Source organism: Actinoallomurus acanthiterrae, assembly GCF_054775715.1.
In genome coordinates this window covers 6697035-6712302 of the sequence record NZ_BAAHCO010000001.1, presented here as the reverse complement: position 1 = coordinate 6712302, position 15268 = coordinate 6697035, and the positions used below count along the sequence as shown (strand labels likewise).

The 15268-nt window shown below is 69.5% G+C and carries 11 protein-coding genes; 6 read left to right on the top strand and 5 right to left on the bottom strand.

From position 1 onward, the window contains the following. Window positions 1-92: 92 nt before the first annotated feature. Together ACYVF7_RS31545 and ACYVF7_RS31540 are read right to left on the bottom strand one after the other, a co-directional pair. Window positions 93-764 carry a response regulator gene (locus ACYVF7_RS31545; RefSeq protein ID WP_460347916.1) on the bottom strand — a complete coding sequence of 224 codons (672 nt, stop codon included), beginning with the start codon at window positions 762-764 and terminating at the stop codon, window positions 93-95. Then, window positions 761-1954 carry a sensor histidine kinase gene (locus tag ACYVF7_RS31540; RefSeq protein ID WP_460347914.1) on the bottom strand — a complete coding sequence of 398 codons (1194 nt, stop codon included), beginning with the start codon at window positions 1952-1954 and terminating at the stop codon, window positions 761-763. Before ACYVF7_RS31540 ends, ACYVF7_RS31545 begins: the two co-directional genes overlap by 4 nt. Window positions 1955-2215: 261 nt before the next feature. Here ACYVF7_RS31540 and ACYVF7_RS31535 point away from each other — a divergent pair, with 261 nt between their 5' ends. Further along, window positions 2216-2752, top strand: coding sequence for a hypothetical protein (locus ACYVF7_RS31535; protein ID WP_460347912.1), 537 nt, complete (start codon window positions 2216-2218; stop codon window positions 2750-2752). Window positions 2753-2922: 170 nt separating this feature from the next. On the opposite strand, the gene ACYVF7_RS31530 is transcribed toward ACYVF7_RS31535, so the two are convergent. Beyond that, on the bottom strand, window positions 2923-3183 hold the full coding sequence (locus tag ACYVF7_RS31530; RefSeq protein WP_460347910.1) for an alpha/beta fold hydrolase: 261 nt from the start codon (window positions 3181-3183) through the stop codon (window positions 2923-2925). A gap of 129 nt (window positions 3184-3312) precedes the next feature. On the opposite strand from ACYVF7_RS31530, the gene ACYVF7_RS31525 reads away from it, so the two are divergent. After that, on the top strand, window positions 3313-6573 hold the full coding sequence (locus tag ACYVF7_RS31525) for a GH92 family glycosyl hydrolase (RefSeq protein WP_460347908.1): 3261 nt from the start codon (window positions 3313-3315) through the stop codon (window positions 6571-6573). Between the two features lie 214 nt (window positions 6574-6787). Here the strand turns inward: ACYVF7_RS31525 and ACYVF7_RS31520 are convergent, their stop codons facing one another. Then, a complete protein-coding gene (locus ACYVF7_RS31520; protein WP_460347906.1) occupies window positions 6788-7303 on the bottom strand; it encodes a MarR family winged helix-turn-helix transcriptional regulator in 516 nt (171 codons plus the stop codon). 175 nt (window positions 7304-7478) lie between these two features. Between ACYVF7_RS31520 and icmF the strand changes: the two genes are divergently transcribed. The 4 genes from icmF to ACYVF7_RS31500 all read left to right on the top strand — a co-directional run bounded on the left by icmF (window position 7479) and on the right by ACYVF7_RS31500 (window position 14440). Further along, on the top strand, window positions 7479-10715 hold the full coding sequence (gene icmF / locus ACYVF7_RS31515; RefSeq protein WP_460347904.1) for a fused isobutyryl-CoA mutase/GTPase IcmF: 3237 nt from the start codon (window positions 7479-7481) through the stop codon (window positions 10713-10715). A 12-nt stretch (window positions 10716-10727) separates the two neighbouring features. Next, the gene (locus ACYVF7_RS31510; RefSeq protein WP_460347902.1) at window positions 10728-11594 is read left to right on the top strand and encodes a 3-hydroxybutyryl-CoA dehydrogenase; all 867 of its coding nucleotides are present in this window, start codon (window positions 10728-10730) and stop codon (window positions 11592-11594) included. Next, on the top strand, window positions 11594-12760 hold the full coding sequence (locus tag ACYVF7_RS31505) for an acyl-CoA dehydrogenase (protein WP_460347900.1): 1167 nt from the start codon (window positions 11594-11596) through the stop codon (window positions 12758-12760). The genes ACYVF7_RS31510 and ACYVF7_RS31505 overlap by 1 nt, the downstream gene beginning before the upstream one ends. Before the next feature lie 441 nt (window positions 12761-13201). Continuing rightward, complete coding sequence (locus ACYVF7_RS31500; protein ID WP_460347898.1) at window positions 13202-14440, top strand: MFS transporter; 1239 nt, start codon at window positions 13202-13204, stop codon at window positions 14438-14440. A 58-nt stretch (window positions 14441-14498) separates the two neighbouring features. Here ACYVF7_RS31500 and ACYVF7_RS31495 read toward each other — a convergent pair whose 3' ends face one another. Beyond that, complete coding sequence (locus ACYVF7_RS31495; protein ID WP_460347896.1) at window positions 14499-15254, bottom strand: SDR family NAD(P)-dependent oxidoreductase; 756 nt, start codon at window positions 15252-15254, stop codon at window positions 14499-14501. Between the last annotated feature and the right edge of the window lie 14 nt (window positions 15255-15268).

Below are 15268 nucleotides of genomic sequence, written 5' to 3'. Positions count from 1 at the left end.
CGGCATGTCGGGGACTCCCGGCGCGGCGGTCGGGGGCGGTTCGCTGCCATCGAGTTGCTGCGCGGGGTTTAGGGGCGGGGTCCTGTGGGGGTTCAGGGGGCGGGGTCGGTGTAGCCGTGGGTGTAGGCGTAGCGGGTGGCTTGGGCGCGGTCGCGGGAGCCGGTTTTGGCGAAGATGCGGTTCACGTGGGTTTTGACTGTTCCCTCGCTGACGAAGAGGGTTCGGGCGATCTCGCGGTTGGACTGGCCTGCTGCGATGAGACGGAGGACCTCGGCCTCGCGGGGGGTGAGATCTGCCTCGTCTGGGGTTGGGGGGTCGGTTGCGCGGGTTGCGGCTGACAGGAGGCGCTTCTGGACTCCGGGGTCGAGGATCGCCTGACCGGCCGCGGCGGCCAGTACGGCTCGGCCGATTTCGGCCCTCGTCGCGTCTTTGGTCAGGTAGCCGAGGGCTCCGGCCTGGAGGGCGCCGATGATGGATTCGTCGTCGGCGTAGGTGGTGAGGACGACGACGCGGGTGCCCGGATGGTCGGCGGTGATGCGGCGTGTCGCGGCCACGCCGTCGCAGCCGGGCATGTTCAGGTCCATGAGCACGACCTGCGGGCTCACCGCCGCGACAAGGTCCACCGCGGCGTCGCCGTCCGCCGCCTGACCCGCCACGATGATGCCGGGCAGCGTACTGAGCAGCGCCGCCAGGCCCTCGCGCACCGCGGACTGGTCGTCGGCGACGATGACGCTGACCGAATCACCGGAATTCTCGGAACTCATGCCGGAATCCTCAGGCATACCTGCCACTCCTCCTCGACCGGCCCGGCCGTTAGCGTGCCCCCGCCCAGCGCGGCACGTTCCCGCAGCCCGGTGAGCCCGTATCCGGCGCCCGTGGCCGCGAGTGGCCCGGCGCCGGTCTCTGCCGGGAGCGGGTTGACGATCCGGACCACGACCTCCGTCGGAGTGAACTCGAGGGAACATCCGACCGGCTGCCCTGGTGCGTGCTTGCGTGCGTTGGTCAGCGCCTCTTGCATGGTCCGGTAGGCGGCCAGGCCGACCTCCGCGGTGACCGGGCGCGGCGGCCCGGTGGCGGTGAAGTCGACGGGCACGTCACCGTCGGCCTGGTATTCCTCGGCCAGCGCCGAAAGCTGGTCCGGCAGCGGCGCGGCGTCGTCGCGCAGTGCCAGGATCGCCCTGCGGGCGTCCGCCAGTCCTTCTCTGGTGAAGACACCGGCGCGGCCGATGCACTCGATCGCCTTGGCGAGCTCGGGAGGTCCGGGGGGCAGAGCGCCCAGCAGTCCCTCGGCCGCCTGCAGGTTCACCGACACCGCCGCGAGCGAGTGGGCGAGTACGTCATGGATCTCCCTGGCGATCCTGGCCCGTTCGGCGAGCGCGGCGGCGTGGGTCTCGGCCTCGTGTGCGCGGCGGGCCTCGGCGAGCGTGTGCTCGGCCTGTACGGCCCTGAGCAGGTAGGCATGTCGGGTCAGGCCGAACGCCCACAGGCCGATGAACGTGAGCGGGTAGCCGAGCAGCGTCTCGGTCGGCGCCCGGGTCGCCAGGCCCGCGACGAGGAACGCCGCCACGGTCTCCGCGGTGATGGCCAGCGATGCCTCGGTGCTCAGCGTGACGCCCGCGGCCGAGGTCACCACGCAGCCGACCGCGACGGCCGTACTGAGCGGAGACACTCCGGCGAGTACGCCGCCGGCCGCTCCCAACACGGCCAGTGCCGCGACCGTCAGGCGCTCGCTGCGCCGGGCGACCACCAACCAGCCGATGTAGCCGACGGCGGTGACGACCAGTGCGACGGCGAGAGCCTTGCCACTGCCGCCTGCTCCCAGACGCGGATGTGCGAGGGGGACCGTGAAGAGCGCCACCACGAGGACGAGCGTCCGTACGGCATTCAGCACCGGGGGCACGCTCGAGCCCGTGATGGCTGCGGGACTCCCGCGCGCGGTGAGAGAGCGAAGCACGCAGTCAACGTATCCGCCCTTCCCCCATCCGCCTCGGCATATGGACCAGTCCGGGCGGTAGCGGATGACGTGGGCGGTGGACTCCGGGTATACGCGACGGTCTCTACCCGGCCTCCACCCGGTGTCCACCCCCAGGCAGACGCCCCGGCAGGGGGTCGCTACCTAGCGTTGTCCAGGTAAGCGCACCACACAGACCGGCCGACCAGCACCACACAGACCGGCCGACCCGCACCACACCGACCCGCTCACCAAGGAGCTCCCGTGGACGCCAGCGTCTTGATCCCCAACCTCGTCATCCTCTTCATGGTGCTGATCTCCGACCTCGGCCGCCGCAAAGTCACCGTGCTGCGGCTGGTCCGCCCGTTCATCGCCGCGGCCGTCATCGTCCCCTTCTTCCTCAAGGGCGCGGCCACCTCCGGCAACGGCCTGGTGCTCGAGGTCGCCCTCGGGGCGGCGGGACTGGCCCTGGGTGTACTCGCAGCCGCCGCGATGCGCGTCTCCCACGACGACCGAACGGGGAAGGTCACCTCTCGGGCCGGCCTGGCGTACGCGCTGATCTGGATCGCGGTCGTCGGCGGCCGCATCTACTTCGCCTACGGAGCCACCCACGTCTTCAGCAGGCAGCTCGTCCAGTGGGCGATGACGAACCACATCACCGTCGGCGCTCTCACCGATGGCCTGATCTTCCTGTCCCTGGCGATGCTGCTGGCCCGCACCGGAACCCTGGCCGCCAAGGCCCGGCGCGCCACTCCGCAGCGGGCGCCCCGGCCGACCATCCCAATGGTCGCCCACAAGTGACAGCGACCCCACCCCGAACAGACACCGCCCCGACGGCCCCCAGGCCGTCGGGGCCGCCGCCGGTGGTCTCGCGGCATGACCGAACAAGCCGCCCAGGCATCCCTCGTGCCGGGCGGCGATCGTCGTTCGGGTGCGCCGTCATTCCACGTGGCGTGCTGCGGATACCGGAGTCACGGGCGTGCGCGGCGTTGAGCAGCGGCCCGAACGCGGCCCTCGATCAGCACCAGCCCGGCGACCCGGTCCGGTACGGTCACCGCCATCCGCGCCGCGAGGATCCCCCCGTAGCTGTTGCCCACCAGGTACACGGGGCGGTTCCGCAGAGCTGTGAGGGGGCACCCTCGCCGACCACGCGCCGGTGCTGCCGACCTGGGCCCATGGCGCCCTGCTCGATCTTGCGTGCCACGGCCGCACGTGGTGCCGCTTTTGTCCACCGTTTGTCCGGTTTAGGACGCCCGGTATGTCATTAACCGCACAAGGTTGACCGTCTTCTGGGTCGGGGTTCACGATGCCGTGGAATGACAACGTTGTCAGTTGTCAGTGATCTCCCGATAGGAGAGACGATGAGGAGACCGGCGGCGCTCCTGGCGACTGCCGTGGCACTGGTCACGGCGGCGTCCATCGGCAGCGGCACCCCCGCCCTGGCGCAGGTCCCGCACCCTTCGCCCAGTCTTGGATCCCCGCTCAGCCACGCCCGTACGGCCACCTGCGTCAAGGGGCCCGGCGGACGTCTGACCAACTGTCCGAAACCCCTCGCGGCCAAGGCATTGCCGAAGGCCGCCCGTGACACCTCCACCCTCGCGGCCGTGAGCGACCCCGCCTCGCTCGTCGACACGCGTACGTGGACGACCGGCGGCGGCAACACCTTCCCCGGTGCCGACGTGCCGTACGGCATGGTCCAGTGGAGCCCCGACACGATGCCGCACCGGAACGCGGGCGGCGGCTACAACTACGGTGACGAGCAGCTCACCGGCTACAGCCTGACGCACGTCAGCGGCCCCGGATGCGGCGCGGCCGGGGACGTGCCGATCCTGCCGATCACCGGCAGCCTGCCCAGCGGCGACGTGAACGACGCCACGACGTCGTTCACCAACGCCGGCGAGGTCGCCCAGGCGGGCTACTACTCGGCGCAGAGCAACCTGCCCGACACCATCACCTCGCAGTTCACCGAGACCCCGCACAGCGCGATGGGCCGGTTCACCTTCCCCTCCACCGACCAGGCGGGCTTCCTCGTCAAGCTGAAGGACAGCCAGAACGGCGACTCCGCCTCCAGCGCCCAGATCGTCGGGAACAACGAGATCAAGGGCTCGGAGACGAGCGGTGGCTTCTGCGGCGACTCCGCCCAGTACACCCTCTACTACGACATCGTCTTCGACCGGCCCTTCACCGCGTCCAAGGTCATCACCGGGTCGGGCTCGAGCCCCGACGCCGTGTCGGTCACCTTCGACGCGACGAAGAACGCGACCGTACAGGCGAAGGTCGGCGTCTCGTACGTGAGCACCGACAACGCGAACCTGAACTGGCGCACCGAGAACCCGGGCTGGAACTTCGACCAGGTCAAGAAGGCCGCCCAGGCGTCGTGGAACAGCCTGCTCCGCCGGATCGACGTCTCCGGCGGCACGTACGCCACGACCCAGCAGTTCTACAGCCTGCTCTACAAGGACTTCATCCAGCCGAACATCACGAGCGACGTGAACGGCCAGTTCATGGGCTCGGACGTCAAGGTGCACTCGGTCACCGGCAAGCAGAAACAGCAGTACGGCATGTTCTCCGGCTGGGACACGTATCACTCGCTCGCTCAGTTGCAGGCGATGCTGACGCCCAAGGAGGCCGGCGACCAGGCGCAGTCGCAGGTCAACTACTACGCCGAGAACGGCATCATCCAGCAGTGGGGCTACCTGCACCTGGACAACTGGGTGATGGCGGGCGACCCGGGCACCGCGATCATCGCCGACTACTACGCGTTCGGGGCCAAGGACTTCGACACGAAGACCGCGCTGGCCTCGATGCTGAAACAGGCGACGACGGTCAACGACGTCCGCCCGGGTACGGCGCTGGAGGAGAAGTACGGCTACCTGCCCGAGGACGGCAAGTACGGCTGCTGCAACCCGCACAGCCAGGTCTCCTCGCTGCTGGAGTACAACAACGCCGACTTCGCGCTGTCGCGTTTCGCCGCGGCCCTCGGCGACTCGGCGAACGCCAGGAAGCTGGAGGACCGGGCGAACAACTGGGTGAACGTCTTCAACAGCTCCACCGGACTCCTGACGCCTCGTCTGCAGAGCGGCGCGTTCCTCCCCGGCATCGCGCCGGCGACGGGCAGCCACTACATCGAGGGCACCGCGGAGGAGTACCTGTGGGACGTCCCGAACAACTACGCGGGTCTGTTCTCGCTGCTCGGCGGCAACGCCAAGGTCAAGCCGGCGCTGCGGAAGTTCCTGTCCCGCCCGGACGGCTATGGCGAGTACGCCCAGCTGTCGAATGAGTTCGGCTCGGGTGAGGAGTACGCGCCGGACTACGCCGGCGACCCGGCCGGTGCCCAGCAGGCCGTCAACACCCTGCGGTACGGGCTCTACCTGCCCGGCCCGTCGGGCCTGCCCGACAACGACGACCTCGGGGCCAACAGCTCCGCGTTCGTCTGGGCGATGCTTGGAATGTTCCCGGAGAACCCGGGTAGCGACACGCTGGTCTTCGGCAGCCCTGGCTTCCCGCACGCGACGATCACGCTGCCGAGCGGCAAGACCATCAAGATCAACGCTCCGGGCGCCTCGGCGTCCACGTACTACGTGAAGTCCCAGAAGATCAACGGCAAGCCCAACAGCAAGCTGTCCGTGCCGTTCTCGACCCTCGCCAAGGGCTCGACGGTGGACTGGACGATGAGCTCCTCGGAGACCTCGTGGGGCACGGGCGCGCAGAACGCCCCGCCGTCGTACGGCCCGACGTTCCCCGCCACCGGCGCGGCGAGTCCGTCCTCGCTGATCATGCAGCCGGGTGAGTCCGGGAAGAGCACGCTGACGGTGCGCTCCTCGGGCTCGTCGGACCAGGCGGTGACGTGGCAGGCCACGGTCCCGTCGGGGATCACGGTCACCCCGTCCTCGGGAACCTTGAACGTCCCGGCGGGCGGCAGCGCCTCGGTGGACATCACGGTCAAGGCGGGTGACACGGACGGGAACTACCCGGTGCAGTTCTCCTTGACCAGTCCGCAGGGCCGCATCCTGCCGGCGGCGCTGTCGGTGATCGTCGCTAAGCCGGGCGATCTGGCGCCGTTCTCCGACAACACCGGCATCAGCGACGACAGTGCCCCCACTTCGGCGAACTACGACGGAGGAGGCTGGAGCTACTCGGAGCAGGCGCTGACGGCGGCGAACCTGGCGCCGGGCGCGTCGGTGTCGTCGGGCGGGATCACCTACACCTGGCCCAACGTCCCGGCCGGACAGCCGGACAACGTCACGGTCGGGGGCCAGACCATCCCGATCACGGCGCCGGCGGGTGCCACGAAACTGGGCTTCCTGGGCAGCGCGTACAACGCGGGCGAGGAAGGCTCGTCGGGCACGGCCACGATCACCTACACGGACGGGTCGACGTCGACGGCCTCACTCGGGTTCAGCGACTGGACCCTGGCCGGTGGCGGAGGCACGCCGCAGTTCGGCAACGTGACTGTGGCCAGCACTCCGTACCGCAACCACACGAGTGGAAAGGACAACGTGAAGACGTACGTCTTCGCCCAGACCCTGCCCATCTCCAGCGGCAAGACGGTTCAGAGCGTGACCTTGCCATCGTCGCTCAGCCGGGGCGCGATCGGCATCTTCGCCATCGCGGCCGGCTGACACAGTGATCGCGGAGGCCGGGGCCGTCACGGCCCCGGCCTCTCGCCGTCGTGCGCCCAGAAACAGGCGATCGCCGGAGCGGCCCACCGCCTCGACGTCGATCTTCAGGCGGCGGTGCCCGGCCGCGTAGGGGCCACCCGCACCTGCGGGCTCGTCGACGGATTTGCTCTGAGCCGCGGCCGACCGGCGGAACCGCCCGTCACGTCATCTCCGCTCAGGGCGATCGCTCCGCGTCCGGGGCGAGGTCACCGGCCGCGACGCGCAGGGCCACGAGGCGTTCGGTGATCTCGGCGGCTTCTCCCTGCGTCAGGCCGGGCAGGCCGAAGGCGGACTCGTTCAGTGCGGCCGTCGCCTCGCGTGCCATCGCACGCCCTTCCTCGGTGACCTTGGCCAGCACGACGCGGCGGTCGTCGGGGGAGGGGTGCCGTTCGACGAGCCCACGCTGTTCGAGTCGGCTGATCACGTTGGTGACCGACGCGGGGTGGACCATGAGACGCTGGCCCATCTTGCCCATCGGCAGGGTGCCTGTACGGGCCAGGGCCAGAAGTTGCAGCGCCTCGTAGGCGGCGAAGGTCAGGGCGTACGGCTTGAGGGTCTCCTCGATCCGGCTGAGCAGGAGCTGCTGCACGCGCATGATCGAGGTCACGGCGGCCATGTGATCCGCGTGTTCCGGCCAGCGCCGGGTCCACTGCCGGTGGGCTTCCGCGATGGGATCGAATGGCTGGGACACCGGCTCACCGTATGGGAGATCGGTGCCGGACGCGACGGCCGGCCGGTTCGCGCCCGGCACCTTGACCGATTCCAGGCGACGACATACTTTGACTTCAAAATATTTGACGTCCAAGTAACTGGACCGCATGCTCGGGTGTCCGGCGCTGCGGCATCCGACTGTCGGGGAGGGCATAGTGGCCGGATCCACCAACGAGGATCTGCATCGGCCGGTGCATCCGGTGCGGTTCGTGACGGCGGCGGCGTTGTTCGACGGCCACGACGCCGCGATCAACATCATGCGGCGCATCCTGCAGTCGCAGGGTGCCGAGGTGATCCACCTGGGGCACAACCGGTCGGTGCAGGAGGTCGTCGACGCCGTCGTGGATGAGGACGCGGCGGGCGTGGCGGTCAGCTCATACCAGGGCGGTCACGTCGAGTACTTCGAGTACCTGGCCCAGGCGCTGAAGCAGGCGGGCCGGGGACACGTGCGGGTCTACGGCGGTGGCGGTGGCGTCATCGTCGCCGAGGAGATCGCCCGGCTGGCGGACGCCGGGGTGCGCATTTTCTCGCCCGAAGACGGCCAGCGACTGGGCCTGCCCGGGATGATCAACGAGCTGATCCGCGACTGCGACGTGGACCTGACCACCGACCCGTCCCCGGTCGAGGCCGTCCTGGCCGGGGAGCGTCGTGCGCTGGCGCGCGCCATCACCTGCCTTCAGGACGGCAGGCTTTCGGCGACGGACCGGGAGGCGCTGGCGGCCGCCGCCGGCTCCCGCCACGTACCCGTCCTGGGCATCACCGGTACGGGCGGCTCGGGCAAGTCGTCTCTCACCGACGAGCTGGTACGCCGGCTGCGCACCGACCAGCAGGACAAGCTCCGGGTCGCGGTGCTGGCGGTCGACCCGACGCGCCGCCGGGGCGGCGGCGCGCTGCTGGGCGACCGGATCCGGATGAACTGCCTCGGCGGCGGCCATGTCTTCTTCCGTTCGCTGGCCACACGCGGTGCCCGCGAGCTGCCGGAGAACATCGAAGCGGTGATCGGCGCCTGCAAGGCCGCCGGATACGACCTGGTGATCCTGGAGACGCCGGGGATCGGGCAGGGGGACGCGGCGATCGTCCCGTTCGTCGACGTGTCGCTGTACGTGATGACGCCGGAGTTCGGCGCGGCCTCGCAGCTCGAGAAGATCGACATGCTGGACTTCGCCGACGTCGTGGCGATCAACAAGTTCGAGCGGCGCGGTGCCGCCGACGCCCTGCGCGACGTGTCCCGGCAGCTGATCCGTAACCGGGAGGCCTTCGGCGCGCGCCCGGAGGACATGCCGGTCTTCGGGACCAGCGCCGCCACGTTCAACGACGACGGCGTGACCGCCCTCTACCGGCATCTGACCGGCCTGCTCGCCGGGCACGGCCTCGCCCTGCAGCCTGGTGTGCTACCTCCTGTGGAGGGCCGTACCTCGACAGGTGCCGCCCAGATCGTCCCGCCGGCCCGCGTACGCTACCTCGCCGATATCGCTGAGGCCGTACGCGCGTACCACGCCGAGACCGCCCGCCAGTGCGCCGCCGTGCGGCGCGTACAGCGTCTGAGCGAGGTCGCCGCGGAGCTCACCGGCGAGCCCGCCGCCGCCGTGACCGAACTCCTCGAGCGAGCGCGCCGTGACGTCGCCCCCGCCGACGCCGAGCTCGTCGAGACCTGGCCGGCCGTCGTCGAGGCGTACTCCGGAGAGGAGCAGGTCGTACGGATCCGGGACCGGGAACTGCGCATGCGCCTGACGCGCGAGTCCCTGTCCGGCAACCGCATCCCGCGGGTCGCGCTGCCGCGCTACACCGACCACGGGGAACTGCTGCGTTTCCTGCGCGCGGAGAGCCTGCCTGGGCGGTTCCCGTTCACGGCGGGGGTGTTCCCGTTCAAACGGGAGGGAGAGGACCCGGCGCGGATGTTCGCCGGAGAGGGGGACGCCTTCCGGACGAACCGGCGGTTCAAGCTGCTGTCGGCCGACAGCGAGGCGACCCGGCTGTCGACGGCGTTCGACTCGGTCACCCTGTACGGGCGGGACCCGGGGCAGAGCCCGGACGTGTACGGCAAGGTCGGCACCTCGGGGGTGTCGATCGCGACGCTGGAGGACATGAAGGCCCTCTACGACGGATTCGATCTGGCGGCCCCGACGACCTCGGTGTCGATGACGATCAATGGACCGGCTCCGACGATCCTGGCGTTCTTCCTCAACACCGCGATCGACCAGGCACTGGACGCCTTCCGGAGCGAACAGGGCCGCGAGCCGACCGAGCAGGAGACGGCCGACCTCCGGGCCCGTACTCTCGCGACGGTGCGGGGCACCGTGCAGGCCGACATCCTCAAGGAGGACCAGGGGCAGAACACCTGCATCTTCTCGACCGAGTTCAGCCTGCGGATGATGGCCGACATCCAGGAATGGTTCATCGCCCACAAGGTCCGGAACTTCTACTCGGTGTCCATCTCCGGGTACCACATCGCCGAGGCCGGCGCGAACCCCATCAGCCAGCTCGCCTTCACCCTCGCCAACGGGTTCACCTACGTGGAGGCGTATCTGGCCCGCGGCATGGACGTCGACGACTTCGCGCCGAACCTGTCGTTCTTCTTCTCCAACGGGATGGACCCGGAGTACAGCGTCCTGGGCCGGGTGGCCCGGCGGATCTGGGCGGTCGTGATGCGGGACCGCTACGGCGCGAACGAACGGTCGCAGAAGCTGAAGTACCACGTTCAGACCTCGGGCCGGTCGCTGCACGCGCAGGAGATGGACTTCAACGACATCCGTACCAGCTTGCAGGCCCTCATCGCGATCTACGACAACTGCAACAGCCTGCACACCAACGCCTACGACGAGGCCGTCACCACGCCCACCGAGGAGTCGGTGCGCCGGGCCCTGGCCATCCAGCTCATCATCAACCGTGAGTGGGGCCTGGCGATGAACGAGAACCCGCTGCAGGGCTCCTTCATCATCGATGAGCTCACCGACCTGGTCGAGGAGGCGGTGCTGACCGAGTTCGACCGGATCAGCGAGCGCGGGGGAGTGCTGGGGGCGATGGAGACCGGCTACCAGCGCGGCCGGATCCAGGACGAGTCGATGCTGTACGAGCGGCGCAAGCACGACGGGACCCTGCCCATCATCGGCGTCAACACCTTCCGGAACCCCCACGGTGAGACGGCCACGGCCGGGCCGGTCGAACTGGCCCGCGCGACGGAGGCCGAGAAGCGGTCCCAGCTCGAGCGGGTCGGCGACTTCCAGAACCGCCACCGCGAGGAGGCGCACGCCGCGCTCGTCGCCCTGAAGGACTCCGCCAGGAACGGCGACAACGTGTTCGCCGCGCTGATGGACGCCGCACGCGTGTGCAGCCTCCAGCAGATCACCGACGCCTTCTTCGAGGTCGGCGGCCAGTACCGCCGCAGCGTCTGACAGGGGAGATTCATGAGTGACATCACGCGTGTCGGCGTCATCGGCTGCGGCCTGATGGGGTCCGGCATCGCCGAGGTCTGCGCCCGTTCCGGGCTGGACGTCATCGTCCGGGAGATCGACGAGTCCGCGGCCGAGGCCGGGCGCGCCCGCATCGAGAAGTCGATGCGGCGAGCCGTCGACGCCGGCAAGCTGGGCGGGGACGATCGGGACGCCGCGCTGGCCCGGCTGAGCTTCACCACCGGGCTGGACGCTTTGGCCGACCGCGACCTGGTCATCGAGGCGGCGACGGAGAATCCCCAGGTCAAGGCCGCGCTGTTCACCGAACTCGACGCCGTCGTCAAACGACCCGACGCGATCCTGGCGACCAACACCTCGTCGATCCCCATCGTCCAGGTCGCCCGTGCCACCACCCGGCCCGCCCAGGTGGTCGGGCTGCACTTCTTCAACCCGGTGCCCGTACAGCGGCTCGTCGAGGTGATCCCCTCGGTGCTCACGGCCGAGGCCGTGCTCGAGCGCGCCCGCGGCTTCGCCACCGAGGTGCTCGGCAAGACCGCGATCACCGCGCCCGACCGGTCCGGGTTCGTGGTCAACGCCCTGCTCGTTCCGTACCTGCTGTCGGCCGTTCGCATGCTCGAGGCGGGCCACGCCACCGCCGAGGACATCGACACCGGCATGACACTCGGCTGCGCGCATCCGATGGGCCCGCTGCGCCTGTGCGACCTGATCGGCCTGGACACCCTCGTCTCGGTCGCCGAGTCGCTGTACGAGGAGTTCAAAGAGCCCCTGTACGCCGCCCCGCCCCTGCTGCGCCGCATGGTCGACGCCGGCCTGCTCGGCCGCAAGAGCGCCCGCGGCTTCTACGACTACCAGGAGAAGTGATGACCGACGTCCCCGTCTTCGAACTCTCTGAAGAGCATCAGATGCTGCGGGAGACGGTGCGCTCGCTGGCCGATGACAAGATCGCCCCACGGGCCGCGGAGACCGACGAGACCGGGGAGTTCCCCCAGGCCGTCTACGACGCGCTCGTACAGGCCGACCTGCACGCCGTGCACGTCCCCGAGGCGTACGAAGGAGTCGGCGCCGACGCCCTCGCCACCGTGATCGTCATCGAAGAGGTCGCCCGAGCCTGCGCCGCTTCCTCGTTGATCCCGGCCGTCAACAAGCTCGGCACCGTTCCGATCCTCCTCTCGGGTTCCGAGGACTTGAAAAAACGGTACCTGAGCCCTGTCGCCCGCGGCGAGGCCATGTTCTCGTACGCCCTGTCGGAGCCGGAGGCGGGCAGCGACGCGGCGGCGATGAAGACCAAGGCCGTACGTGACGGCGATCACTGGGTGCTGAACGGCACCAAACGGTGGATCACCAACGCGGGCGTCTCGGACTACTACACCGTGATGGCCGTCACCGACGCCACCCAGGGCGCCCGCGGCATCTCGGCGTTCGTGGTCGACAAGAGCGACCCGGGTGTGAGCTTCGGCGCACCCGAGAAGAAGCTCGGCATCAAGGGCTCCCCCACGCGCGAGGTCATCCTCGAGGACGTACGGATCCCGGCGGACCGCATCATCGGCGAGGAGGGCACGGGTTTCAAGACCGCCCTCGCCACCCTCGACCACACCCGCGTCACCATCGCGGCCCAGGCCCTCGGCATCGCCCAGGGCGCGCTGGACTACGCGATCGGCTACGTCAAGGAACGCAAGCAGTTCGGCAAGCCCATCGGCGACTTCCAGGGTGTGCAGTTCATGCTCGCGGACATGGCCATGAAGCTGGAGGCGGCCCGCCAGCTCACCTACGCCGCCGCCGCCAAGTCCGAGCGGGCGATGGAGGGCGCGAAGATCCCCGACCTGACCTTCATCTCCTCCGCGGCCAAGTGCTACGCCTCCGACGCCGCGATGGAGATCACCACCGACGCGGTGCAACTGCTCGGCGGCTACGGCTACGTCAAGGACTACCCGGTCGAGCGCATGATGCGCGACGCCAAGATCACCCAGATCTACGAGGGCACCAACCAGATCCAGCGCGTCGTCATGGCCCGCCAACTCCTGAAGTAACCGTCGGCGCGAGCATTCGCTCGCCCAGGAACAGCAATACGGGGAGCAGCCCCGGGGTGCATTCGGCCGCCCCGGGGCCATGCCGCGTTCGGGGCGGCGGCCGTTCGGCCACTCTCCCGAAATGAAATTGATTCGGTTATCGCTGCCTCGTGGGCCGGTGAACCCGCCTGCCCGGTGGATGTGGTCCCTCGCGCCCGCATGCCCCTATATCCGCAGCGTGCTGCCGCGATCGGCAGGTGAGTTCGACGGTCGATCGCTGGATTTCCGGCGGCGATCCAAGCTCGATCGATTAGAGGCTAGCTGGATTGAGTTCAGTTCTATACGCTCTCCTTCACGTCGGCAGGTAGGTGACCACGCCGAAGGAAGGAGAGTCGGATCATGAGTGCCACTCAGAGTTCGGCCGTCCCAGGGCCCGGGCCAACGCTCCACGATCCGCGTTCAGTGCGTCGCGCGATTCTCGCCGGAAGCATCGGCACCCTGATCGAGTACTACGACTTCAGCGTCTACGGCTACCTCGCCGTGGCGTTCGCTCCGCAGTTCTTCCCGAGCAGCGACCCGACCGCCTCGACGCTCGCGGCACTCGCCGTGTTCGCGACCGGGCTCGTGGTGCGGCCGATCGGCGGCGTCTTCTTCGGGCGGCTCGGCGACCGGTGGGGCCGCCGGAAGGCGCTGGTCGCCTCGGTGCTGGCCATGGGGATCGCCAGCAGCGTCACGGCGCTGTTGCCGACCTTTCACCAGATCGGGGTGACGGCGGCCGTGCTGCTCTTCCTCGTCCGGATGGTGCAGGGGATCTCCTCCGGCGGCGAGTCCGTCGGCGCGTACACCTACGTCTACGAGTCGGCGCCGCCCCGGCGCCGCGCGTTCCTCGGCGCGTTCACGCCCATCGGGTCCAATCTCGGGTTCGCGTTCGCCGCGGCCACGGCCGGGGTGGTCTCCGCGCTCACCACCAAGTCCCAGATGGCCGACTGGGGTTGGCGGCTGCCCTTCCTGATGGCCGTGCCGCTCACCCTGATCTGTCTGTGGGCCAGGCTGCGGATCGAGGACACCCCCGAGTTCGCGGAGGCCGCCCGGCACGACGACATCCCCACGGCGCCGATCCGCGAGGCGCTGTCGACCCACCGCAAGGCGCTCCTGCAGTCCATGGGCCTGGCCATGGCCCAGGGCGGGGCCGTCTTCCTCGGGCTGACGTACATCGGCATCCACCTGACCGCCGATTTGAAGTACGACCCGACCCACGTTTTCTGGCTCAGTGCGGGTGTCGTGCTCGTCACCGTGCTGCTCATGGTGCCGGTGGGCCTGCTCACCGCCCGGTTCGGCTGCCGGCGCGTCCTGCTGGTCGGGCTGCTCGGCTTCCTGGTGACCGCCTATCCGGCGATGGCCCTGATGGGGCGGCACAGCTTCACGCTGGCCGCCGCGGCGTACCTGTTGTTCATGCTGAGCAGCGCGATCGTCCAGGTCCCGGCGGCCAGCCTGTGGCCGCGCCTGTTCGAGCGCCGGGTCCGGTACACCGGCATGGCGATCGGATACAACGTCGGCACGGTCCTCGCGGGCGGAACGGCCCCCTACATCGCGACCTACCTGGTCCACCGGACCGGGAACCCGATCTCTCCGGCGTTCTTCGTCATGCTGGTCTGCGCGCTGGGTATCGCCGCCCTCATGACCGTCCGCGAAGACGTGTAGATCCGCCCGCGACCCGATGACCGCCGCCCTTGGGGGCCGGCGGTCATCGGCGTTCCGGTCAGACGTCGTGCGGCGAAGGATCGGCGTGGCCGCCGATGCCGATGGTCTGGCCGCCGTCGATGAGGAACTCGCCGCCCGTGGTGTAGGAGGCGTCGTCACTGGCGAGGAAGAGCACCATGCGGGTGACCTCCTCGGGCTCACCGATCCGCGGTATCGGCTGACGCGCGAACAGCTCGGGGGAGGCGCTGTCGCCCATCGGAGTCCGGATCACGCCCGGGTGCACGGAGTTGACGCGCACCCCGGTGCCCGCCATGTCCAGCGCGGCGGCCTTGGTCATGCCCCGCACGCCCCACTTGCTCGCCACATAACCGACCCCGCCGGCGAACCCCGTGAGACCGGCCGCCGAGGAGATGTTGACGACGGAACCGCGGCCGCGGGCGCGCATGCCGGGGAGGACGGTGTGCATCCCGATGAAGGCGCCCACCAGGTTGACCTCGATCATCTGGCGGAAGTACGCGGGCGACAGCGCCTCCACACCGCCGAAATGGACGATCCCGGCGTTGTTTATCAGGACGTCCACGGCGCCGAAGGCCTCCTCCGTCTCGCGGACCACGGACGACCACGACTGCTCGTCCGTGACGTCGAGGTGGTGGTACCGGGCGGCGGGGAGTTCCTCGGCCAGTGCCGCTCCCTCGTCGTCCAGCAGATCGCAGATGACGACCCGAGCGCCCTCCGCGGCCAACGCGCGCGCATGTGAGGCGCCCATGCCGCGGGCCCCGCCTGTGACGATGGCGATTCTTCCGTCGAAGCGCATCCCGAGAATCCCTC